This is a genomic window from Chryseobacterium sp. Leaf404, from assembly GCF_001424145.1.
Taxonomy (GTDB): domain Bacteria; phylum Bacteroidota; class Bacteroidia; order Flavobacteriales; family Weeksellaceae; genus Chryseobacterium.
The window spans coordinates 617,296-640,189 of the sequence record NZ_LMQM01000001.1 but is presented as its reverse complement, the minus strand read 5'-3'; the positions used below and the strand labels follow the sequence as shown (position 1 = coordinate 640,189).

At 36.8% G+C, this 22,894-nt stretch carries 20 protein-coding genes; 9 read left to right on the top strand and 11 right to left on the bottom strand.

Translation table 11 applies throughout. The features are described from left to right. Positions 1–30 precede the first annotated feature (30 nt). Positions 31–528 carry a DinB family protein gene (locus ASG31_RS03015; RefSeq protein ID WP_056027746.1) on the bottom strand — a complete coding sequence of 166 codons (498 nt, stop codon included), beginning with the start codon at positions 526–528 and terminating at the stop codon, positions 31–33. A gap of 170 nt (positions 529–698) precedes the next feature. Between ASG31_RS03015 and ASG31_RS03010 the strand changes: the two genes are divergently transcribed. The 7 genes from ASG31_RS03010 to ASG31_RS02980 all read left to right on the top strand — a co-directional run bounded on the left by ASG31_RS03010 (position 699) and on the right by ASG31_RS02980 (position 10,566). After that, on the top strand, positions 699–1,634 hold the full coding sequence (locus tag ASG31_RS03010) for a GLPGLI family protein (protein ID WP_056027744.1): 936 nt from the start codon (positions 699–701) through the stop codon (positions 1,632–1,634). Positions 1,635–1,764: 130 nt separating this feature from the next. Beyond that, positions 1,765–2,019: a ferrous iron transport protein A gene (locus ASG31_RS18835; RefSeq protein ID WP_262483834.1), complete on the top strand. Its 255-nt coding sequence runs from the start codon at positions 1,765–1,767 to the stop codon at positions 2,017–2,019. Then, entirely contained in the window at positions 2,020–4,035 is a 2,016-nt protein-coding gene (gene feoB / locus ASG31_RS03000) for a ferrous iron transport protein B (RefSeq protein WP_056027742.1), read from the top strand. A gap of 322 nt (positions 4,036–4,357) precedes the next feature. After that, complete coding sequence (locus ASG31_RS02995; RefSeq protein ID WP_056027740.1) at positions 4,358–4,939, top strand: Uma2 family endonuclease; 582 nt, start codon at positions 4,358–4,360, stop codon at positions 4,937–4,939. A gap of 148 nt (positions 4,940–5,087) precedes the next feature. Beyond that, positions 5,088–6,470, top strand: coding sequence for a phosphoglucosamine mutase (glmM, locus tag ASG31_RS02990; RefSeq protein WP_056027738.1), 1,383 nt, complete (start codon positions 5,088–5,090; stop codon positions 6,468–6,470). A 612-nt stretch (positions 6,471–7,082) separates the two neighbouring features. Next, a complete protein-coding gene (locus ASG31_RS02985) occupies positions 7,083–8,462 on the top strand; it encodes a tetratricopeptide repeat protein (RefSeq protein ID WP_056027736.1) in 1,380 nt (459 codons plus the stop codon). A gap of 115 nt (positions 8,463–8,577) precedes the next feature. Continuing rightward, complete coding sequence (locus tag ASG31_RS02980) at positions 8,578–10,566, top strand: ATP-binding protein (protein ID WP_056027734.1); 1,989 nt, start codon at positions 8,578–8,580, stop codon at positions 10,564–10,566. 48 nt (positions 10,567–10,614) lie between these two features. Here the strand turns inward: ASG31_RS02980 and ASG31_RS02975 are convergent, their stop codons facing one another. The 5 genes from ASG31_RS02975 to ASG31_RS02955 form a co-directional block, all read right to left on the bottom strand. After that, positions 10,615–11,616, bottom strand: coding sequence for an AAA family ATPase (locus ASG31_RS02975; RefSeq protein WP_056027732.1), 1,002 nt, complete (start codon positions 11,614–11,616; stop codon positions 10,615–10,617). Between the two features lie 56 nt (positions 11,617–11,672). Next, a complete protein-coding gene (locus tag ASG31_RS02970; RefSeq protein WP_056027730.1) occupies positions 11,673–12,188 on the bottom strand; it encodes an O-acetyl-ADP-ribose deacetylase in 516 nt (171 codons plus the stop codon). Then, positions 12,185–12,598, bottom strand: a complete 414-nt coding sequence (locus tag ASG31_RS02965; RefSeq protein ID WP_056027728.1) for a hypothetical protein — start codon at positions 12,596–12,598, stop codon at positions 12,185–12,187. The genes ASG31_RS02970 and ASG31_RS02965 overlap by 4 nt, the downstream gene beginning before the upstream one ends. Positions 12,599–12,602: 4 nt before the next feature. Next, positions 12,603–12,869: a hypothetical protein gene (locus ASG31_RS02960; protein WP_082504423.1), complete on the bottom strand. Its 267-nt coding sequence runs from the start codon at positions 12,867–12,869 to the stop codon at positions 12,603–12,605. 462 nt (positions 12,870–13,331) lie between these two features. Then, the gene (locus ASG31_RS02955) at positions 13,332–14,009 is read right to left on the bottom strand and encodes an NUDIX hydrolase (protein WP_056027726.1); all 678 of its coding nucleotides are present in this window, start codon (positions 14,007–14,009) and stop codon (positions 13,332–13,334) included. 66 nt (positions 14,010–14,075) lie between these two features. Between ASG31_RS02955 and ASG31_RS02950 the strand changes: the two genes are divergently transcribed. Further along, positions 14,076–14,867, top strand: a complete 792-nt coding sequence (locus tag ASG31_RS02950; protein WP_131725486.1) for a hypothetical protein — start codon at positions 14,076–14,078, stop codon at positions 14,865–14,867. Positions 14,868–14,932: 65 nt separating this feature from the next. On the opposite strand, the gene lepA is transcribed toward ASG31_RS02950, so the two are convergent. Beyond that, positions 14,933–16,729: a translation elongation factor 4 gene (gene lepA, locus ASG31_RS02945; RefSeq protein WP_056027722.1), complete on the bottom strand. Its 1,797-nt coding sequence runs from the start codon at positions 16,727–16,729 to the stop codon at positions 14,933–14,935. Between the two features lie 472 nt (positions 16,730–17,201). Between lepA and ASG31_RS02940 the strand changes: the two genes are divergently transcribed. Continuing rightward, positions 17,202–19,496 (top strand): GH92 family glycosyl hydrolase, encoded by a 2,295-nt coding sequence (locus tag ASG31_RS02940; protein ID WP_056027720.1) that lies wholly within the window; start codon positions 17,202–17,204, stop codon positions 19,494–19,496. Between the two features lie 34 nt (positions 19,497–19,530). Here the strand turns inward: ASG31_RS02940 and ASG31_RS02935 are convergent, their stop codons facing one another. The 4 genes from ASG31_RS02935 to ASG31_RS02920 form a co-directional block, all read right to left on the bottom strand. After that, positions 19,531–20,559, bottom strand: coding sequence for a hypothetical protein (locus tag ASG31_RS02935; RefSeq protein WP_056027718.1), 1,029 nt, complete (start codon positions 20,557–20,559; stop codon positions 19,531–19,533). Positions 20,560–20,593: 34 nt separating this feature from the next. Beyond that, the gene (locus ASG31_RS02930; protein ID WP_056027716.1) at positions 20,594–21,619 is read right to left on the bottom strand and encodes a hypothetical protein; all 1,026 of its coding nucleotides are present in this window, start codon (positions 21,617–21,619) and stop codon (positions 20,594–20,596) included. Positions 21,620–21,711: 92 nt separating this feature from the next. Beyond that, entirely contained in the window at positions 21,712–22,218 is a 507-nt protein-coding gene (locus ASG31_RS02925; RefSeq protein WP_056027714.1) for a hypothetical protein, read from the bottom strand. Between the two features lie 7 nt (positions 22,219–22,225). Then, positions 22,226–22,894, bottom strand: coding sequence for a hypothetical protein (locus tag ASG31_RS02920; protein ID WP_231433703.1), 669 nt, complete (start codon positions 22,892–22,894; stop codon positions 22,226–22,228).

Below are 22,894 nucleotides of genomic sequence, written 5' to 3'. Positions count from 1 at the left end.
AGAGGGATATTTTTTTGATTTGATTTTATCCTAAAAATTCTCATTGTCGGCTGTTGGACCATAGCTTCCAGGAAGTTCAATATCATTCAGACGGTAATACACCCCAAGCTGAGCCCTGTGATGGGTAATCTGATCCAAACTGTGGCGGATGGCGCCGTATTTCGTCCATTTTGCCAGTTCGTGGCCTGCATTTTTTAAAGCCCAATATTGAAGGAGGTCATCTTCTTTGGCATTTTCAAGCGCTTTTATGCTTTGCCTATAGTTATTTTCAAAAGTCTCCAAAATTTCCTGTCTCGTAGAAAGCAATTTTGGTTGCATTGAGCTATCAGAAAAATCAAGTTCAGAAGAATTGAGCATAAAGCCCGCCCAACCAAAAATTTCTGCGATGTGCGTCACCAGATGATTCATCGCCATGCTTTTTTCGTGTGGCTTGTAATCTGCTTTTTCTTCAGGGTAAATTTCAAAAAACTGTTTAGTGGTTTTGTACTCCTGTGTGAGCTCGTCTCTCAACTGTTTCAGCGTGTCCATAAAATTTTATTTTGTGTTGTTATTTTTTCTGACATCAAATATTATGCTATCCCAATTATTGATTTTGAACACAATAAACACATCATTATCAATTGTTTTTAAAATTAGATTAAAAAAAACTGTAACATTTACAACAACTCTCAAACTAATAGGAAAACATTTACTTTAAAATGAAAAAACTGCTCTTAATATTTTTAATCGCAACGGCGATGTTTACCAACGCCCAGGATTCTAAGGAAACTGCCAACAGATTCTTTTACGAACTTAATTTTAAGCCTAAAAAAGATTCAGCCAAAATGGAAAAGGTAATCACCATCTTAGATATTACAGATAATAACAGATCCGTGTATCAGGACTACACGGTTATTTCTCAGGATTCTATTATGAAAGCAGAGATTGAAGCCATGCAGAAAGCGGGCGCCTTTAAAGATCTTTCAAAAATGATTAAAATGCCTAAAATTTCTGCAAGAGTATACAAAACTTATCCCTCAATGAAGATACAGTTTGTAGAGAAAATTACAAGTGGCTTTACTCCTGCAAACATTGGTTATGTGGAAGATCCTAAGTTTAACTGGAAAATTCTTTCAGACAAACAGAAAATCGGAGAATACAACACCCAAAAAGCAACCACAGAGTTTGGCGGAAGAAAATGGACTGCCTGGTTCAGTACAGATATTCCATTTCAGGACGGGCCTTACAAATTTTCCGGACTTCCCGGTTTGATTGTAAAAATTGAAGATGATGCCAAAAACTATTCCTGGGTTCTACAGGGGAATAAAAAAATACAGAATTACACAGAATATTCTTACATAGAAGGAATGATGCAGGCAAAAGGAGGAAAAGTAAGCGAAATGCCGAGAGATAAATTTGAAAAGAAATTTACGGAGTTTAAAAAAGATCCTTTTGCTACGCTGAGACCTATGCTTACCCCTGAAATCACCTCGAGAACAATGCCTGGAATGGACGGCACCGTAGGAGATATGATCAAAAAACAGGAAAAACAATATAAAGATTTCTTTAAAGCCACAGACAACGAGATTGAGCCAGACTATGGAGTTCTAAAAGTAGGTCAGATGGAAAGAGTAGGTACAGAAAAGAGCAGGTAATAACATTCATATTTAACTTCACTATATTAGAGCAAACCCAAATACAGCAATGTGTTTGGGTCTGTTTTTTAAAGGGTTCCAATTTAGATTAAATTTAAATAACCTATATTTGCACGACAAATTTTCAGCTTTGAAACAGAAAGATCCACAGAAACTGAGTCACTTCCCAAAAAACAAAATGGGAATTATAAAAGGTTATGACAATGAGCATTTTAATATGCCCAATAAAATTCTGGAAATGGGTCTGCTTCCTGAAACTTCATTCAAAATTCTTTATCAGGCGCCTTTCAGCGGGCCAATTTATGTGGAATTTGGGGAAGAAAAAAGCCGGATTGCTCTCAGAGAAGAGGAAGGAGATTTTATTATTGTTGAAGAATCGATTTAAATGCAGGATATTCAAGAAAAACAGGTGCTTTTGGTAGGAAATCCCAACGTGGGAAAGTCTACCCTTTTCAATGCACTCTGCAATACTACCCAAAAAACGGGAAATTACGCCGGAGTAACCGTTTCAAGCCATTCCGGAAGCTATTCTTATAAAAATGAAGAGGTAAAAATTACTGATTTGCCCGGCTCATACAGCATCTATCCGAGTTCTGAAGACGAAGCCGTTTTTTCCAGAGTTTTGCTCGACAAAAAAGAATATGCCGGAGTAATTTATATTCTTGAAGCCTTAAGCATTAAAAGAGGAATGCTTCTGCTGCAACAGATACTGGATGCAGGCTTGCCTATGATTGTGGTTCTCAATCAGGTAGATCAGTCTAAAAGAAGAGGTGTAGATATTGACGTTACAAAACTTGAAGCAACTTTAGGTTTAAGAATCATCCAAACCAACGCCAAAGAAAAAACCGGAATTGAAGAGCTGAGAGAATCGATTCTCAGAAATGAATTTAAAAAATCTGAACTTCCTTATTTTAAAATCCCTGCTGAGCATAAAAATTCAGTTGAAAAAATTACCTCTCAAAAAATTTCAGAAAACGATTACAGAGCCTGGCTGAGCATTTCGCTCGGTTCAGAAGAAAAAAAATCTGCTGAAGAAAATATAGGTTCAAAATCATTAAACCCGAAAAGAATTCAGGTTCAGGAAACAGTAAGAAGATATCAGCTTGCCGATAAAATGCTTCAGGGAATTATTATAAAAAAACAAAATGCAAAAGAACTTCTGACCGAGAAATTAGACAAAATATTAGTTCATAAATTCTGGGGTTATGTCGTATTTCTTTTCGTTCTGTTAATTATTTTCCAGTGTGTTTTCTTCCTTGCAGAATATCCAATGAACTGGATTGATGAATTGTTTGCATGGATGTCTGGTTTTTCTGGCAAACATTTGCCGGAAGGTCCTTTAAATTCTTTAATATCCAACGGAATTATTCCCGGCGTTGGCGGTATCGTTATTTTTGCCCCACAAATTGGGATCTTACTGTTCTTCCTTTATATTCTCGAAGATTCGGGATATATGGCAAGGGTTGTTTTTTTAATGGACAGATTTCTGCGCCCATTTGGCTTAAACGGAAAAAGTATTGTTCCGCTGGTTTCCGGAACTGCCTGCGCAATTCCGGCAGTGATGTCTACCAGAAATATCGAAAATTTAAGAGAAAGATTGCTGACCATTCTGGTAACGCCTTTTATGACGTGCTCGGCAAGGCTACCGGTGTACAGCATTATGATCGGTTTGATTATTTCAGACGGCAATTTTTTTGGAATTTCCTATAAAGCTCTGGTACTTTTGGCGATGTATCTTTTAGGTTTTTTTGTCGCCCTACTGTCTGCTTTCATTTTGAAATATTTCATCAAAGAAAAAGGAAAATCTTACCTCGTAATGGATCTTCCTACCTATAAAAAACCACTCTTCTGGTATGATTTTAAACTTGTCTTAGGCAAAGTCTGGGAATTCATCACCGGAGCCGGAAAAATTATTTTTATTGTCAGCATAATTATTTGGGTGCTGAGTTACTTCGGCCCGAAACTGAATGAAAACGAAATCGTTGCCACCGATGTTGAACTGGACCATTCTTACCTTGCCAGAATGGGAAAAGCCATCGAACCTGCCATCGCACCACTCGGTTACGACTGGAAAATGGGTGTGGGAATTCTGACGAGTTTCGTTGCAAGAGAAGTTTTTGTGGGAACAATGTCAACTTTGTACAGTCTTGACGATGACGCTCCGGAAGGGAAGGTAATCGACAAAATGAGAAGTGATGTGAAAACAGACGGCAGCAAAGTTTTCAGCTTTGCGACCGGAATTTCAGTGTTGCTTTTCTACGCATTCGCGATGCAGTGCGCCTCAACAGTTGCCGTAGTCTACAAAGAAACCAAAAGCTGGAAATGGACTGGTTTTCAGCTGGCCATGATGACCGGTTTGGCATATTTTGTGTCGCTGATCGCTTATCAGATATTAAAATAATACAGCCTGAAAAAAAGAAAATCAGCTGTACGTACCTCGTGAGTGGGAAGGAGCCAACTTTGTCAAAGTTTTTGCAGAGCGCTTTATAACTTTGACAAAGTTTTAAAATCAAATCATTTCAACAATGGAAATCTCTCTTATCATTCAATACATCATTCTTGCGTTTGTTTTCGCATTTGCGTGCTATGCACTGTTCAGAATAGTAAGGAAGAATTTCACCCCGAAAAAATTTGATTCTAAAAGAACAAACTGTGATAAGGATTGTGGATGTTCTTAGAAATCAATATGTACTATTTTCTTTAACTTTGTTAAAAATCACAGCATGGAAATTACGGATATCAATCAATTAGACCCCGATAAAAATTACACTTACGCAGATTATTTATTGTGGAAGTTCAAAGAGAGAATAGAACTTTTTAAAGGCAAAGTGTTTAAAATGAGTCCTGCTCCTGCAAGAATTCATCAAGATATTCTAAGAAATATTAATAGAAAATTTGATCAAATATTTTACAACAAACCATGTAAGGTTTATTTTGCTCCCTTTGATGTGAGATTGCCTAATAAGAATGGTGATGTTTACTCCGTCGTACAGCCAGACTTGAGTGTAATTTGTGACCTAACAAAATTAGACGACAGAGGATGTTTGGGCGCTCCCGATTTAATTGTTGAAATTCTTTCACCGGGAAATACAAAAAAAGAACAGGATCTCAAATACCGTATTTACGAAGAAGCTGGCGTTTTTGAATACTGGATAGTACACCCTACAGATAAAAATATTCAGGTTTTTGTTTTACAGGACGGAATTTACATAGGTCTGAAACCTTTCACAGAAGGCGAAATCATTACTTCAAAAACATTTCCTGAACTCAGTTTTTCTACGGATGATATCTTTGCAAATCTTTAAAGATCTATTAACAAAACTATCCTTTTTAAAAATCGTATTTTTGCAAAAATTTTGAAACCCGAAACCCGAAACCCGAAACTCGTATCTCGTATCTCGTACCTCGCAACCCGAATTTTAAACATTAAACAAACAAAACTTTAAACTTTTCATGTCATTAATAAAATCAATCTCAGGAATCCGCGGAACTATCGGTGGAAAAGTAAACGATAACCTTACACCACTGGACGTTGTAAAATTTGCATCAGCTTTCGGAACATGGCTTCAGAATAATAAAAATAAAAAAGATTTAACTTTAATCATCGGTCGGGATGCAAGAATTTCGGGATTGATGGTTAATTCACTGGTTACCGCAACTTTACAAGGCTTGGGAATCAATGTAATTGACCTTGGACTCTCAACTACTCCAACAGTTGAAATTATGGTTCCCGAGTTGAAGGCCGACGGTGGAATTATCCTCACCGCTTCTCACAACCCAAAACAGTGGAATGCTTTAAAACTTTTAAATGAAAAAGGAGAATTCATCAGTGGCGAAAATGGTGCTGAAGTGTTGGAATTGGCAGAAAATGAAGATTTCAACTACGCAGAAGTGGATGATTTAGGGAAATATGAAACAAGAGGCGATGCTTTTGACATTCATATTCAGCAGATTTTAAATTTGCCGATGGTGGATGTCGAAGCCATTAAAGCTAAAAAATATAAAGTCGTTTTAGATGCCGTGAATTCTACCGGTGGAATTGCAGTTCCTATGCTTTTAGATAAACTGGGAATTGAAACGGTAAAGCTTTACTGTGACCCGACAGGCCATTTCCCTCACAATCCTGAACCTTTGAAAGAACATTTGGGAGATATTTGCGACTTGGTGATTAAAGAGAAAGCAGATGTAGGAATCGTTGTAGATCCAGATGTTGACCGTCTGGCTTTGATCGACGAAAAAGGTGAAATGTTTGGCGAAGAATATACTTTGGTTGCCGTGGCAGATTATCTTTTAAAGAATAAAAACGGAGTGGCGATTTCAAATCTTTCTTCAAGCCGTGCCCTGAGAGATGTAGCAAAAACGCACAATTCAGAATACTTTGCAAGTGCTGTGGGAGAAGTGAATGTGGTGAATCTGATGAAAGAAAAAAATGCCGTAATCGGAGGTGAAGGAAATGGCGGAATTATTTATCCTGAACTGCATTACGGAAGAGATTCTTTGGTGGGTGTGGCTTTGTTTCTGACACATTTGTCAAAAGAGAACAAAACAGTTTCTGAACTGAAAGCGGGCTACCCTGCATACTTCATGGGCAAAAAGAAAATTGAGCTCACCCCGGAAATTGATGTGGATTCTCTTTTAACTAAAATGGAAAAAGAGTATCAAAATGAAGAGGTTTCTACCGCAGACGGCGTGAAAATAGATTTTGAAAACAACTGGGTTCACCTTAGAAAATCAAATACAGAACCTATTATCAGAATTTATACTGAAGCACATTCTCAGGAGGAAGCAGACAGATTAGGCGATGAAATGATTGAAAAGATAAAAAGTTTGATTTAACTCAGAATTTTTGTACTTTTAATAGAGAAAAAACAGTGCAATGACAATTATCATTAATCCCAAAAACGAGAAGGAACTCACTAAAATAAGAGCGATTCTTAAAGCAGAAGACATTCATTTTGTAGAAGAAATCAACAATGAAGATTGGTGAATGAAATCTCAGATGTTGAAAAAGAATCAATAGAAATAGGGCTAAAGGAGGCCGAAAATGGTTTGGTTGTTTCTCATTAAGATTTTTTAAAGTCTTATGGAAAATAACTAAAATAGTTTGGACAAAACGTGCAAAAACTGATTTTGATAAAGTATATGATTATTGGTTTAAGCACAATCATTCAAATATTATTCGGAAAAAATTTTAGATGAAACTTTAAGAATGATCAACATTTTACGGAATCAGAAGAAGAGTGGGCTAAAGAGCAACCGTAAAATTTAAGACGGGTTTTGATTTTAGAGAATTTCTCTTTTACCTATTAAATTTTACCATCAGAAATTAAAATAATTTCATTTTTTGACAACAGGCAAAACCCACGGAAAAATATATTTAATTAAAAAAGTTTTTTCGAAGTTTATAAATCAATTTTTGAGCTTTGAAAATAACGGAGAGATACTATATTGGAAGAATATTTTGAAAATGAACTTGTAAAAAAGTTCGAAGAAATGGTTGAGAGCAATGATGAATTCTACTTCGATACTGAAGAACTGGATGATATTATTGTGTATTACCTTGAGCTGGGTGACTTTAATTACGCAGATATTGCAGTAAATTACGGCCTGAAGCTTCATCCAAATTCTTTGGAAATAAAAATAAAAAAACTTGAAGTTTTATTAGAATGGGAAGACTACACCACTGCTAAGGAACTGATTGACGAGCTGAAAGGTTCTTCAATGGAAAATACAGATTTTATGGTTTGCTATGCCAAATTCTACTCTAACCTCGGTAATCCTAAAAGATCTATTGAAATCTGTAAAAAAGCTTTAGAACTGGGCGAGGAAGAAAATTTTCTGAATAACTTTATTGCAGACGAATACATTAATCTGGGCGATCCCTTCAATGCACTGAAACACTATCAGCAGGCACTGAAAGACGATCCTAATGATGAGTATTCTTTAGAAAATATTATGGCCTGTTTCTCAGAACTTAACAAAACTGATGAAGCAATTGCCTTTCTAAACTCTTATCTGGATGATTTTGCCTATTCTGAAATAGCCTGGAGCGAGTACGGACAGTATTATTATAACAGAAAAAATTACGAAGAAGCCATCCGCGGTTTTGATTATCTTCTGGCTATCAACTCCAGCGCTGTGGGGGTTTACGCAAGTAAAGCCGCCTGTTATGAGGCACTGAAACAATTTGATAAAGCTATCGGGGTTTATGAGGAAATGCTGGAGTTAGAATACACCAAAGCTTTTACTTTCTACAAAATCGGGCTGTGTTTTAAGGCGCAGAAACAGCTTTTTGTAGCACTTACGTATTTCCAGAAATCACTCAGAGAAGATCCTCAGTTTTATCTTTCGATGATGGAGCAGTCTTACCTTTACGAAGAAATGGGTGCCATGGCAGAATCACTTCATTTTGCTAAAGAGGCAACGCATTTGAATGACAGCAATCTTGATTATCAGAAAAGACTGGCTTTCCTCTTTATAGAATCAGGAAGATTTGAAGAAAGTTTGGAATGCCTGAAAAAACTTGTTGATACAGAACCCTCCCGTTTTTACAACTGGTACGCGTATGGCGAAGTTCTGATGCTTGTAGGTGAATATGAAGAAGCGGTGACCGTTTTGCAGAACGCTTTAAAATATCATGAACGAGCAGAATTATATTATCAGCTCAGCAACTGCTGGTTTAACCTCAGAAGTCAGGAAAAAGGTGCGGAATCTCTGCAGAAAGCTTTAGAATTAGACCCCAGTTTGGTTTCGGATATGCAGAAAAAATATCCATTCCTCAAAGACGAGGTTAAAAGTGCAAGGTCTAAAGTAAAAAAGAAAAATTAAACAATTTCAATACATTAAAACGGATTTATTTTGCACTAAATAAATCCGTTTTTTTTCAATCCATATACCATAATTCTGTGGCGGTTTAAAGTCTTTTCATATATTTGTTTCACTTATGTTTAATCAGGAACCCTTTACAGATAAAAACTTCAGCCAGGAATTAATCATACAGGCTCTGGCGTCTTCACCCGCTCCTACCGCTATTTATTCTGGTGAGGATATGGTGATTCGGTTTGCCAATTCCGGGATGCTGGAAGTTTGGGGCAAAGATTCTTCTGTAATTGGAAAAACCTTGATGGAAGCCATTCCCGAATTGGAAGGACAGCCTTTTTTGGATCTTTTGAGGGAAGTATGGCGTTCGGGAATATCTTACTCGGTACATGAAGCTCCGGCTAAACTGATTAAAAACGGAGTCGAAAAACTCGATTATTTCGATTACGAATATAAAGCACTTACAGATGACAGAAATAAAACTTGGTGCATCCTGAACACGGCACTGGAAGTTACTTCACGCCGCGAATTTCTTCAGCAGATCAAAGAAAAAGAAGAGAGAGAACATGCCCTGAACGAAGAAATGGCCGCAACGCTTGAAGAGCTTACCTCAACCAATGAAGAACTCAGCCATTCAATCAGTCAGCTGGCTGAAAGCAGAGAGTACATCCGTACGATTATTGAGCAGGCTCCCGTAGGAATTGCAATGCTGAAGGGACCTGACCACGTAATCGAAATCGCAAACCCGGCAATTCTTACTATTTGGGGACGTTCAGAAACGGAAGTGATTGGCCGCGCTCATTCAACGGCACGTCCGGAAATTCGTGACCAACTGGTAAATGAATGGCTCAGCGAAGTTTATTACAGCGGGAAACCCCGTATCAACACTGAGTTTGCCGTTAAATTATATCAAAAAAATGGTGATTTAAGAGACGCTATCGTTAATTCAGTTTATCAGCCCATTTTTTCTAATCGCGGTGAAGTTTCAGGAGTTTTGGTTATTCTTGAAGACATAACACGCCAGTTTCTGGAAAGACGGAAAAACGAAAACAATCAGCAAATGCTGGCTCTTGCGATAGATGCAGGAGAGCTTGCAACATTTTACTATCAGCCATCAACAAATCTTTTTTCAGGAAACAATTTGCTTAAGACCTGGTTTGGCTTAACTTCAGATGAAAATATAGATTTATCTTTAGCAATCGAAGTCATTGTTCCCGAAGACCGTGACAGAGTAACGCAGGCCATTGCAAAATCACTCAGTAAAGATTCAGACGGGTATTACTTCGCAGAATATAAAATTCAAAATAATACAGATAAAAAAATACGTCTTTTACAGGCAAACGGCAGAGTGTTTTTTGACAACTACGGTAATGCGTTAAGCTTAAACGGAACTTTACGGGACATCACTGAGCAGAAAAAGGAGGAACAGCGGAAGGATGATTTTATGGGTATGGTGAGCCACGAACTTAAAACTCCGCTCACATCACTCAAAGCCTATCTACAGATGATGCAGAGAAAAGAAACAGATTCTGAAAACTCCAGACAGCAGAATATGCTTGAGAAATCTCTGAAGCAGGTAGATTACATGAATGGGATGATTAATGGTTTTCTGAACGTTTCAAGGCTGGATTCCGGGCAGATGCATATTGAAAAATCGGTCTTTGATTTTCAATTATTATTTACAGAAATTGAAGATGAAGTACTCTCAACCACACAAAACAGAACTTTTATTTTTAAATCTGCCGGTAAAAAATCAATCTCTGCAGACCGCGGTAAAATATCGCAGGTGCTTCACAACCTTATCGGAAACGCAGTAAAATATTCTCCCACCCACTCTTCTATAACCGTAGAATATACTTTTACCATAGATAACGAGCTAAAAGTGAGCGTAACAGATCAGGGAACAGGAATTCCTCAAGAGGACCAGGAACGCATATTTGACCGTTATTACCGTGTGAAAGATGCCAACAGCAGATCTGTCGCAGGATTTGGTATTGGTCTTTATCTTTCTAAAGAAATTATTGAGCTTCATGATGGGAAGGTTCTAGTTCAAAGCGTTAAAGACAGCGGTACCACTTTCACCATTATTTTACCTGCTGGTGATCATTCCTGATTTGGGAACAGCTTTTTTTCTAATTTGAGGCAGCGATTTTCAACTACTTCATTGATTTAATTTTAAAATTTGACTTCTCTCATCAATCAGTTTTTGAATATATTTTGAAGCCCACTCCTTCCTTTCGTTCCAACTCCCGGAAATTTCTCTAAACTCAATTCCATTTTCTTTTAAAACTTTCCGGTGGCTATCATCCAACTGATTTCTTTCATCGATTTCAAGCCTCGTTCCATCCTGAATGTACTCTGCATCTTTGGTTAAATAAAGATATAAATCTGCTTTGTTTATATCTAAAATTTCGTCAGGAACAACGAGTTTTTTATTAAAAATAAATTCAGAATACGATTTTGTAATGTGGCAATCCGTATCAATCAAGGTTAAACAACTTTTTGAAATATCCACATTTTCAATCCGATTGGCATGTTCAGAAAGCACTTTTTCCAGATTTTCAAATTGAAATTGTTTGGAATTGTGAATTAAATCTCGCCCCGCTTCCGAAACTTTATTTGATTTAAAAATTTCGGATAATGCATTGGTCAAAAAAGTTTTTCCTGTAGATTCTGTTCCCAGAAACACAACTTTTAAAGCAAAATATTTCTGAACGGATAACGGCAGATAATTCCAGTTCGCATATAGATTTTCTCTTATTTTTGATGCTGAAATCTGAACAGTTTCCCGCTCTTCATCAAACATAAAATGATTGATGTCCATAATTTCAGAAAGCATTTCGCCGTATTCTTCAGACGTTACCAGAAAATTTTCATCCTTAAAATACTCATTAAAAACCTCACTCCATTTCTTTGAAATTTCCCAGTCTGAAACAGAAGAATTCGGAAAATCATTTTCATTATAACTGAAAACTTTTACTTTGAGATTTTTATTGTTTTTAAAAGTCTCTTTTATCCAGTTCTGACGGGTTTTTCCATCAATTTTCTCTTTGGTTTCTGCACACACCAACACCGTGACACTTCCTTTGGTCAGGGCAAATTCAATCATTTTCTGATGACCGAGATGAAACGGATAAAACTTTCCAAATACAAAACCTTTCATAGAATCACTTTAAACGTCAAAAGAAACCATAAAATCTATTAAAAATTGCAAGAGACTTAAAAATATAAAAGTCCCTTGTAAATCATTTCATTTTCATCATCGAAGCATACAAAATTTACCTTTTCAATAATTTCATTGTTGAAGTTTTGAACTTCCTGAATGGCAATTTTAGCAGCCAGTTCTTTTGGAAATCTGTAAACGCCCGTGCTGATATTTGGGAATGAAATCGTCTTTACACCTAAACTTTCAGCTAATTTTAAAGAACTTTTATAACAATCTGCCAAAAGCTGTGAACATTTTTCTTCATCTTTATTCCAAATCGGCCCGACAGTATGGATAACGTATTTTGCCGGAAGATTTCCGGCGGTTGTTACTACTGCCTGTCCCGTTCTACATTTTCCCTGCCTGTTTCTGATTTCAATACATTCCTCCAAAATCTGTTTTCCTCCTGCCCTGTGAATAGCTCCATCCACGCCACCGCCGCCCATTAATGATGAATTGGCTGCGTTGACAATTGCATCGGCTTTGATTTTTGTGATGTCAGCTTTGATTAATTCAATTTTTGGCTTCAAAATTTGTTTTTTTTAATTAAGTTTTCAATATCAGCATTTTTAGACTTTTTAAAATTCTCTCCGACAAAAATTATTAAAACTTCAATATTTCCTAAGATAGCATCATTGAAATTTTCTAAGTCTTCTGACGGAACCCACAATTCATTATGGTTTTTTGCGCCGACATTCTGTGTGGGATATTTGCTAACAAGCTCCTGTGATACTTCAAATTTTGTCACAAAACCCAAATAATTTCCAGCCTCATCTCTGGTATTCCATTTCTCTGCAATTTCAGAAGCATAATATTCATCTAAAACAGGATAAAAAATCGGTTGCCATTCTAATCTTGGCGGAAACTTTTTAAAATTGCTTTCGATAATTAAAATCATTTCTTTTTCTCCAACCGGTCGGTATAGTGTTTTTGTTTTCATCTTTCTAAATTCTCATTTTATCTAAGTTTAAACAATATTCTACAGTCTTTAAACTTCCACTTTTTCTATTTTCATTTGAATTGAAATCAATAGTTAAAAAATGAGTGCAATTTTGTATTGCATAAGTATCTCGCTCTAAATCAGACTTAAAATCTCCTATCACTCTCCATTTATCTGCATTAGTTTTAAACTTATTGACAAAATATCTTGGTCTGGCTCCAACATGAAGAATCGTCACGTTTTCAGATTTATCTTTTAAAAATTCCATCATTAATGTATCTGTTCCTGAAAAATCTCCAATAATGAATTCGTATTCTAAAAGATTTAATTTCTTTAATGGTTAAGTATAAAACTGATGAAAATTTTCCCAAAATAAATTTCCATTTCCTAATCTATATCTTTTTCATTTTATTTGTGTTGAGTTATTTCGTTTACCTTTTCAATTCATCCCTCATCAAAGCAATCCCAAAAGATTTTCGCCTTTCCGAAATAGTAGATTAGGAACACCGAAGTCTGATTCCAGCATTTCAACTCTGAAATTTTTCAATGGTATTTTGTAATGAATATTTCATAATTGCGTTATTATTACACAAATTTAAAAGAACAAAACAGATTGACAAAATTATTTTGCGTTAATTTTACACTATGTGTTTAAAACAATTATTTTCAATAACTAAATTTTAATTCAGCTTTATTCTAAAACTGATGACTCATGCTAACGTGGCGAAAAAGATCATTTAATCTCAAAATAAAAACCTTCCTCCTCGAGTTCTTTATACTTTTCCTGATTAAAAATAAACAGCTTCCCAGGTCTTCCACTTCCCTCTTTTTTAAAGTTATTGGTTTCATTAAGAAGACCGTAGCTCATGATTTTTTTCCTGAAATTCCGTCTGTCGATTTCTTTTCCGATGATGGTTGTGTATAGATTTTCAAGTTCAGAAAAAACAAATTCATCATTCAGAAGATTAAAACCAATGGGCTGATATTGAATTTTTGTGCGAAGTCTTTTTAAGGCGATATCAATAATGATCTGATGGTCGAAAGCCAGTTTCGGAAGCTGATTGACACTGAACCATTGTGCATCATCTGCATCAGAATCTGCAAACAACTCGTGATAAGAAGGATTGACCAAACCTAAATAAGCCACTGAGACCACGCGGTTTCTCGGATCGCGACCCACATTCCCAAAAGTGTAGAGTTGCTCCAGAAAATCCGGTTTAATGCCTGCTTCTTCCTGTAGTTCTCTTTTTACAGCATCATCAAGATTTTCATCATCCAACACCAAACCGCCAGGCAAAGCCCAGCCACCTTTGAAAGGTTCAATATTTCTTTTAATTAAGAGAATCTGTAAATCTTTTTTATCAAAATATCCGAAAATAACGGCATCGACGGCAACTTTTATATTTTGCATAACGGGTTTGCGTTTTGAATACACAAAATTATAAAGAATATTTATTAATTTAGAAAAAACATTTGAATGAATAAGTTTCTTTTTGTTTTAGCTCTAATGTTAATGAGTTGCAAAGAAGAAAAATCTTTTGCAGATGATATTGTTTTGAGTTTTCCGACGGATGAGGAATTAACAATTCAAAAATTTAATGAAGATGGAAATGAAGCTGGGACAAATCTGTTTTACAAAGGCTCCGATTCCGGAAAAGTTGAGATAAAGTACTTTAAAAATATTATACCCGAACCTCCGCCTCCGCCAGGTATTGATGAAAACGAAAATAAATTATCTGATAGAATAAATACTTTTAGAGATTCTTTAAAAAATGTTCAAAGCCTATATTTCAGAAATGAAGAAATTGAAATTTTCGAAACTAAAGAAGATTTATATGATTCTATAAACAATGAAACTGCTCAGATTATTGTCAAAGAAAAAGATACGATCCCGCTTTATAAAAGAGATTACGGAACCGACAAAATAAAAAAACATAAAGCCTTTCCTGTTTTCATTAAAAATATTTCGACTAAGACTCTAAGAATTCCGATTGATGGTCCTGCTGTAGCTTTGTATGTTTCTAATAATTCTCAGTTTCAATTTATCAGAAATAGCAATTACACAATAATGAATTGTTTAGAACTACCAGAGAATCCCTATTTTGAATTAAAACCTAATGAAATTTTGATTTATTCTTTTCCACATCTCAAAAAAGGAACTAAAAGAAAGTCCAAAATTGTATTTTTCAAAGCCTCATCTAAAGAATTTGATATTTCTATTGACGAACAAATAATCAAAAATCAAAGATCTATTCACCATCAACGATAAGAAAATCCGCAGAAAAAATCTGCGGATTTTACATTTATCTTTTGCCTTTTTACTTGGCTCTTCTCTTAATCATTCAGCTTCAAAACAGCCATAAACGCCGATTGCGGCACTTCTACCCTTCCGATCTGCTTCATCTTCTTCTTACCTTCCTTCTGCTTTTCAAGTAGCTTTCTCTTTCTCGAAATATCACCGCCATAACATTTTGCGGTAACGTCTTTTCTTAAAGCTTTAATCGTTTCTCTGGCAATAACTTTCGCTCCCAAAGCTGCCTGAACAGCGATATCAAACTGTTGTCTCGGGATTAGTTCGCGCAGTTTCTCACACATCTTTTTACCGATATAGTAAGCATTTGAATCGTGAATCAATGAAGATAGAGCATCTACCATATCTCCGTTGATCAGAATATCCATTTTTACCAGTTTTGAAGAACGCATTCCGATTGGCGAATAATCGAATGAAGCATATCCTTTGGAAATAGATTTCAAACGGTCATAAAAATCGAAAACCACTTCAGCCAAAGGCATATTGAAAGTCAGTTCCACTCGGTCTGCAGTCAGATAACTTTGGTTTACGATTTCACCTCTTTTCTCGATACAAAGCGTCATTACAGGACCTACAAAATCAGATTTTGTAATGATTGAAGCCTTGATATACGGCTCTTCCACTCTGTCCAAAAGATTGGGATCAATCATTTCAGACGGGTTGTTGATTAAAATGGTTGTTTCAGGATCTCTCTTGGAATATCCGTGGTAAGACACGTTGGGAACCGTCGTGATCACGTTCATATCAAACTCTCTCTCAAGTCTTTCCTGAACAATTTCCATGTGAAGCATTCCTAAGAATCCGCAACGAAATCCAAAACCAAGAGCCGCAGAACTTTCAGGTTCGAAAACCAGAGAAGCATCATTCAGTCTTAATTTTTCAAGTGAAAATCTCAATTCCTCAAAATCTTCGGACTCAATCGGGTAAATTCCGGCAAAAACCATTGGCTTTACTTCCTCAAAACCGTCAATCGGAGCATCTGCAGGATTCACAAAAGAAGTAATCGTATCACCCACTTTCACCTCACGGGCATCTTTGATTCCCGAAATAATGTAACCTACATCACCACATTCAATCGTTTTTTTCGGAACCTGTTTCAGTTTCAAAGTTCCAACCTCATCAGCACCATATTCCTTTCCTGTAGCGAAAAATTTGATCTTCTCGTTTTTGGAAATACTTCCGTTCACTACTTTAAAATACGCCTCAATTCCTCTGAACGGATTGTACACAGAGTCAAAAATCAAGGCCTGAAGCGGCGCTTTCGGATCTCCAACAGGAGCAGGAATTCTTGCAACAATCTGCTCCAACAGATCATGAACCCCTTCACCGGTTTTCCCCGAAACACGAAGAACATCTTCGTATTTACAGCCGATCAGACCCATAATCTCATCGGTAACTTCTTCGGGATTGGCTGATGGAAGGTCAATTTTATTCAGAATCGGAATAATTTCCAGATCATTTTCCAAAGCGAGATACAGGTTACTAATCGTCTGTGCCTGAATACTTTGCGCAGCATCCACAATCAGAAGTGCACCTTCGCAAGCAGCAATCGAACGGGAAACTTCGTAGGAAAAATCCACGTGTCCCGGAGTATCAATAAGGTTTAAAATATATTTTTCGCCATTAAGCTCATAATCCATCTGGATGGCGTGAGATTTTATCGTGATCCCACGTTCTTTCTCCAGATCCATATCATCCAGCGTCTGAGACTGCAATTCTCTCTGTGTCACCGTGTTGGTGTACTCCAAAAGACGGTCTGCTAGGGTAGATTTACCGTGGTCAATATGGGCAATTATGCAAAAATTTCGTATGTTTTTCATTTAAGAACTATGTAATTTGCAAAGATAACAAAATGCAGGATAATTCCTCAGTCTTAATGATGTAGAGCAGAAATTAATTTTGAAACAGAACAATTTTCAGGAGCTCGATCCCGCTGTCCACTGTATCTTTTTTGCGGCGGTCTCCACTTCGTTCCGTCCGCCACAAAAAAGGATGCCGTTTCCATCGGGGCTAGGGTATTGTTTTTTGTTTTCACTATTTTTTAAAAAAAGAAAAAAAGATATAGATCCGAAATTCTCCATATAAAATGTCTAATACTACAGTTAGATCCATACGGGATGACAAACAGAGTGCAGAATGCAAAAATCAAAAAATGTTTATAGGAGGAACATTGTTGAACGAAAAAACTAGTTTTAACCAAACAAAGTTTCAAAATATTCTTTGAATCATTTAACATAAAATCTTTACCTTTTCAATCCAAAAACCACACTTCAAGTTTAAACTTATTTTTAAATGAAAAAAGCGATCCTACTTCTTTTAATTATACCTTTTACACAAATCAAATCGCAGTGGATTGAGAAAGCTCCCGAAAATCCTGAAGAATTTGTCAATCCTCTTATAGGAACACTTTCCAAACCTTCCCTTTCAAACGGAAACACTTATCCTGCTGTCGCTGTACCGCACGGAATGAATCTCTGGACAGCCCAAACCGGAAAAAACGGAAACGGTTGGCAATACACTTACGATGCCGACAAAATCAGAGGAATCAAGCAGACTCACCAACCTTCCCCATGGATGAACGATTACGGAATGTTTTCAATCATGCCTGTGACAGGAAAGATGCGCTTCACTGAAGAAGAAAGAGCAAGTTGGTTCTCCCATAAATCTGAAGTTTCAAAACCGTATTATTACAGTGTTTATCTTGCCGATCACAACGTCACTGCCGAACTCACGCCAACAGAAAGAGCCGCCCAGATGCGCCTTACATACCCCGAATCAGGAGAATCATGGTTTGTTGTAGATGCTTTTGACAAAGGTTCAGGCATTACCATTATTCCCTCCGAAAATAAAATTGTTGGATATTCCACAAAATATTCACGTGGAAAACTGGTCGGTTTTAAAAATTATTTTGTCATTTATGCCGATAAACCTTTCACAAAATATTCAACATGGAAAGACAGAGATTTTGTAAAAGATGCGCTTGACATTACCGGAGATCACTGTGGTGCCGTCGTAGGTTTTGCCACAAAAAAGGGCGAGAAAGTGAATCTGAGAATTGCTTCATCTTTCATCAGTTTAGAGCAGGCAGAATTAAATTTGGAAAGAGAACTCAGTAAAGATTCATTTGATCAAACCTTAAACAAAGCCAAAACAGCCTGGAATCAGAAATTAAAAAGAGTGGAAGTTGCGGGCGGAACAGTCGATCAGATGCGGACTTTTTATTCTTGTCTGTACCGAATGCTTTGCTTTCCGCACAAAATGTATGAGGTAAATAAAGCTGGCGAAATTGTGCATTACAGTCCATATTCCGGAAAAACGGAAGCCGGATATCGCTTTGCAGGTACAGGTTTCTGGGACACTTTCAGAGCGCTCTACCCTTTTCTAAACTTGGTTTATCCCGACATCAATGTTGAAATGCAGAAAGGTTTAATCAACGATTACAAAGAAGGTGGCTGGCTTCCGGAATGGTCGAGTCCCTCCTATTCTGATATTATGATCGGGAATAATTCTGCATCCGTGGTGGCTGATGCTTACATCAAAGGTCTAAGGGGTTATGATATCGAAACACTGTATCAGGCTTTGCTTCACGGTGCAAATAATGAAGGACCACAAGCAACAGGAAGGCTTGGAATTGAATATTACAAAAAATTGGGTTATGTTCCCTATGATGTAAAAATCAACGAAAACGCTGCACGAACTTTAGAATACGCATACGATGATTTTGCCATCGCTCAACTCGGAAAAGCCTTGGGAAAACCGGAATCTGAATGGAAAGAATACTACAGACGTTCGCAGAATTTCCGGAAAGTAATCGATCCCGAAACAAAACTGGCGCGCGGTAGAAATCAGGACGGAAGTTTTCAGACACCTTTCAATCCTTTTAAATGGGGAGACGCTTTTACAGAAGGGAATTCCTGGCATTACACGTGGTCGGTATTTCAGGATATTTACGGGCTGGCAAAGCTGATGGGTGGAAGGAAAGAATTTTCGAAAAATTTAGATAAAATATTTGAGCTTCCTCCGGTTTTTGATAATACCTATTATGGCTCCACCATTCACGAGATTCAGGAAATGGTAAATGCCAATATGGGACAATACGCCCACGGAAATCAGCCTGCACAGCACATTATTTACTTGTACAACTATTCTGGTGAGCCATGGAAAACGCAATATTGGGTACGCGAAACGATGAACCGACTTTATCAGCCAACTCCGGACGGATATTGCGGTGATGAAGACAACGGACAGACCTCAGCTTGGTATATTTTCTCAGCACTGGGTTTTTATCCTGTAACTCCTGCGACAGATCAGTATGTTTTGGGAGCGCCACTTTTTAAAAATGCAAAAATTCATTTAGAAAACGGAAAAACCATTGAAATAAAAGCGGATAAGAACAGCGAAGAAAACCGCTATGTCAATTCATTAAAGTATAACGGAAAAAAATATTCAAAAAACTGGCTCAGCCATCAGGAACTTATGGAAGGTGCGACTTTGAAATTTGAAATGACTTCTCAACCGAATAAAGAACGAGGAACCGACGAAAAAGATTTTCCTTACTCCTATTATTCTAAAAAACAAAAACAATAAAACTAAAAATTGCCTCAGAAACGAGGCAATTATTTTATTCTGTGAAGACAAAATCTCCTGTGAGCGGATCGATGTATATTTTTGTTATCGTTCCGTTTTTAAAACCATATCCTTTATTCACTTTTCTGCCGGAGCCGGAATCGATTGCCACACCAATAGCTGCGCCAACCATACCTCCGGCCATTGCTCCTACCAACGCACCTGTCCCCATTTTTTCCGGAAACATCTGAGCTCTCGAAGCCATTATATAGCTTCCGGACTGATCCCTTTTTACTTCTTTAAAGCCCGCGGCCGTACCTATATACTGAATTCCGTTATCTACATAACAGAAAACTTCAGCCATAGAAATACTAAGATCCTGCCTGTTGTTTATCTTTTTTACTTCACCTTTTTTGTTTTTTACCAAACTATAATTCTGATCGGGGGTCTGTTCAAAAAAAGTTTTAAAATTAAAGTAAACTCCGTCCCTTAAAATATTTCCATTCAGTGCTTTATTATTTTTTGAGAGGTAGGCATTGTAATTCTCCAATTCATTTTCCGGAATATAGTAGCTCAAGATGGGACTTGCGTAGCAGTTTTTTATAAATTCTGTGATGATTTCAGAAGTAGTCTGAGCCAGATTTTTTGCCACTTTGGAATCTGAATTTAATTCTACAAAAACATTGTTAAAACGGTTTATGAAGTAATACTTATCATTCCTTTTCAGAAACCCTGAGATTTTTATCTTTGCTTTTGCATAATTCATATTATCATTGGGAGCCTGCTCATTGTAGATTTTTACATCCTCGAGAAGTATTACAATATCATTATTACCTTTGGTTTTATTATCTTCTGAAAATCTTTTCGAGAAAAAATCGGTTACATTCTCATCTGCGGGTTTTACATCAACAGTCCCCCGCTTATTGGTGATAGAGCCTACATTTTTGTCCTGACGGATATCTTTTACAGTGAGTGATTTTGTACGTGAGTTCTTATCTTTTAAACTCTGTTTAAAATCGATTTTAACTGTTTCCTGCGCAGATAAAAGTATCGTAGAAAAGAGGAATAAAAGTATTTTCTTCATCTTAAATGTGATTAAATTTCCAATAAAAATTGATCTATTTTTTCATAAACCCTTCAGGCAAAATATAATTTCCAGTCATAGGATCAAGAATTACTTCTGATCCAGCCAGGGCACTCCTTTTTTTTGCAGCTTTGGCATCAATTGCTGTAATGGCAACATTGGCAACTACACTACCGATGATACCCGCCACACCGCCACCAAGCATAATCATTGGAGAACTTGATTCGGGGTAAAGTTCCTCTTTTTTAGCTTCAATAAATAATCCCTGTTCATCTCTGAAAATCTCAACATAGCCTACGGGAATTACTTTAAACGGAACTCCATTATGAACAAATGCATAAAAATTTCTGATGGGCTCTTTCTTATCTCCGTTAACGGCTTTTGTAACCACGCCTTTTTTGTCGGTTTCGATTGTAAAACCCGGCTCCGGATTATGGGTAAAAAAGCTGTAATAATCTTTGTAAACACCTTCTTTAAGTTCGTCTGTCTTTAAAATTTCCAGTTTATTTTTCAAAACTGTGCTATAATCTGGAAGTTCATTTTCTGAGACTGCAAAATCCCATTGTTTAGCTTCGTATGATTTTTTCATCAGTTCTGTGAAAGTCAGCGTCAGTTTTTTAGAAAGACTTTGCGCCAGATAAGGCGTTGTACGCGATGAAACCGTGGTTACAGTATCTTTACGGTAAAGAAAATGATATCCATCTTCTTTTCTGATGAACGTACTCGCCCGGATTTCAAGTTTTCCGATGGAAAATTTTTCCTGTCTGTCATCAGTAAGTGCAATATTTTCTAGAAGCAGAACCAGCTCATCGTTTCCTCGCACAGGATTGTATTTATAAAACCAGTTCTTAAAATCTGTCTCAGCGTTATTTTCAAAAACCATATAGACCTGGTCTTTATGATACATCACCGAGCCGATCTCCGGATTTGATCTTTTGTCCAGTACCGTGAAGCTTTTATAATTTGCTTTGTTACCTTTAATTGATTTTGACAGATCGATGATTTCGGTTTTCTGTGAAAATGCCAGGAAAGGCAGTAGTAGAAAGATAAATTTTGTCATCTCTAAATTTTATCTCAAAAGTATGAATTTTAATCAAACGACCCTCACAAAATAAATTGCGAGGGTCGTTCAAACATTAAAAAAATAAACTATTATGGAGACTGCCTAGGATTTGAACCTTTGCTGCTGCCGTGAGGCTTTCTTTCATTCATCTTATCCCGCATCATGCCTTCACTCTGAAACAGCTTCAAAACCTTTTGGCAAGGTATTACTTTCTGCATTTTATCTGCATATTCTTTTCTGTTGTCTAATAATCTCTGGCCTACTTCAAAACTTTGCTGAAGCTTCACTTTTGCATCATCTTCAGAGAGAGTTTCCGGATTAAAATCTGAATTAAACTGTGATTTTATCGTTTTCTGTCTGTCCAGATATTCGTTATAAAGCTGAGTAAATTCTTCTTTATCCTCAGCATCAATATTTAGTTGATCTGTAATCATTTTGTTGCGGAATTCTGTAAGCAGAGCTTTTCTTTCTTCCGGCGACATTTTATTGATAATTTCTTTGCGCTGCTTAGGATCCATCTTCTTCCAGTCATATTCCTTCTGGGCAAAAAGTCCCAAACTGCAGAATGCAAATACTATTAAAAAAAGTTTCTTCATCGTTTGTTTAGTTATAAAGATCCAGATAAACATCCTGGTTAGAATTGCTTGCCAGATCAGCTATTTCTGAGCTTGAAAAGGCGTCCAGATATTCGTTCATCTGTTTTTCTGTTTGTTTTGCAGAGGCGGTTACTGTTTTCACTTTTTTCTCTGTCTGCACATTCTGTACCGCATTGCGCACCACTGGTTCTGTATTTTGGTTCTCAGGTATTTGATTGCTGCTTTCTACCGAAGTTAAATCTGCCTGCAAAGTTTCATAAGCAATCTGGCTTTCCTTTTTAGGCGTTTCAGCGGCTAAAGCGTTTGTTGTGGTTTTTGGTGAGTCTTCAGAATAGCTGTTGTATAAAAAAGTTCCGCCAAAAAACAATACTACGGAAGCAGCAGCAGCGTAAGCCCAGTTTAATCTGATAACCGGAGTTTTCTGATCTGCCTGCACCTCTGCCAGTACTCTGATCTGAACCGTTTCGAATACATTTTCAGAAACAGAATAAATATTTTTTCTGTCAAGTTTTTCAATATCAAAACCTTCCACCTTCGCCATCACAGAATTCTGGATATTTTCAAATAAATTTTCCGGTACTGCGTAGATGTTTGTGCGCTCTAATTCTTCAAGATCGAAATCTTTCACTTCGCCCAACACTCTGTTTTGGATATTCTGAAACAGGTTATCCTCCAT

Excerpts from the sequence above, each read along its gene's own strand:
- ASG31_RS02995 (WP_056027740.1), top strand. The coding sequence starts at position 4,358 with ATGGAAATTACGGATATCAATCAATTAGACCCCGATAAAAATTACACT.
- ASG31_RS03015 (WP_056027746.1), bottom strand. The coding sequence starts at position 528 with ATGGACACGCTGAAACAGTTGAGAGACGAGCTCACACAGGAGTACAAA.
- ASG31_RS02940 (WP_056027720.1), top strand. The coding sequence starts at position 17,202 with ATGAAAAAAGCGATCCTACTTCTTTTAATTATACCTTTTACACAAATC.
- lepA (WP_056027722.1), bottom strand. The coding sequence starts at position 16,729 with ATGAAAAACATACGAAATTTTTGCATAATTGCCCATATTGACCACGGT.
- ASG31_RS03010 (WP_056027744.1), top strand. The coding sequence starts at position 699 with ATGAAAAAACTGCTCTTAATATTTTTAATCGCAACGGCGATGTTTACC.
- ASG31_RS02960 (WP_082504423.1), bottom strand. The coding sequence starts at position 12,869 with ATGATGGAATTTTTAAAAGATAAATCTGAAAACGTGACGATTCTTCAT.
- ASG31_RS02955 (WP_056027726.1), bottom strand. The coding sequence starts at position 14,009 with ATGCAAAATATAAAAGTTGCCGTCGATGCCGTTATTTTCGGATATTTT.
- ASG31_RS02950 (WP_131725486.1), top strand. The coding sequence starts at position 14,076 with ATGAATAAGTTTCTTTTTGTTTTAGCTCTAATGTTAATGAGTTGCAAA.
- feoB (WP_056027742.1), top strand. The coding sequence starts at position 2,020 with ATGCAGGATATTCAAGAAAAACAGGTGCTTTTGGTAGGAAATCCCAAC.
- ASG31_RS02980 (WP_056027734.1), top strand. The coding sequence starts at position 8,578 with ATGTTTAATCAGGAACCCTTTACAGATAAAAACTTCAGCCAGGAATTA.
- ASG31_RS02930 (WP_056027716.1), bottom strand. The coding sequence starts at position 21,619 with ATGACAAAATTTATCTTTCTACTACTGCCTTTCCTGGCATTTTCACAG.
- ASG31_RS02935 (WP_056027718.1), bottom strand. The coding sequence starts at position 20,559 with ATGAAGAAAATACTTTTATTCCTCTTTTCTACGATACTTTTATCTGCG.
- ASG31_RS02925 (WP_056027714.1), bottom strand. The coding sequence starts at position 22,218 with ATGAAGAAACTTTTTTTAATAGTATTTGCATTCTGCAGTTTGGGACTT.
- ASG31_RS02975 (WP_056027732.1), bottom strand. The coding sequence starts at position 11,616 with ATGAAAGGTTTTGTATTTGGAAAGTTTTATCCGTTTCATCTCGGTCAT.
- ASG31_RS02965 (WP_056027728.1), bottom strand. The coding sequence starts at position 12,598 with ATGAAAACAAAAACACTATACCGACCGGTTGGAGAAAAAGAAATGATT.
- glmM (WP_056027738.1), top strand. The coding sequence starts at position 5,088 with ATGTCATTAATAAAATCAATCTCAGGAATCCGCGGAACTATCGGTGGA.
- ASG31_RS02920 (WP_231433703.1), bottom strand. The coding sequence starts at position 22,894 with ATGGAGGATAACCTGTTTCAGAATATCCAAAACAGAGTGTTGGGCGAA.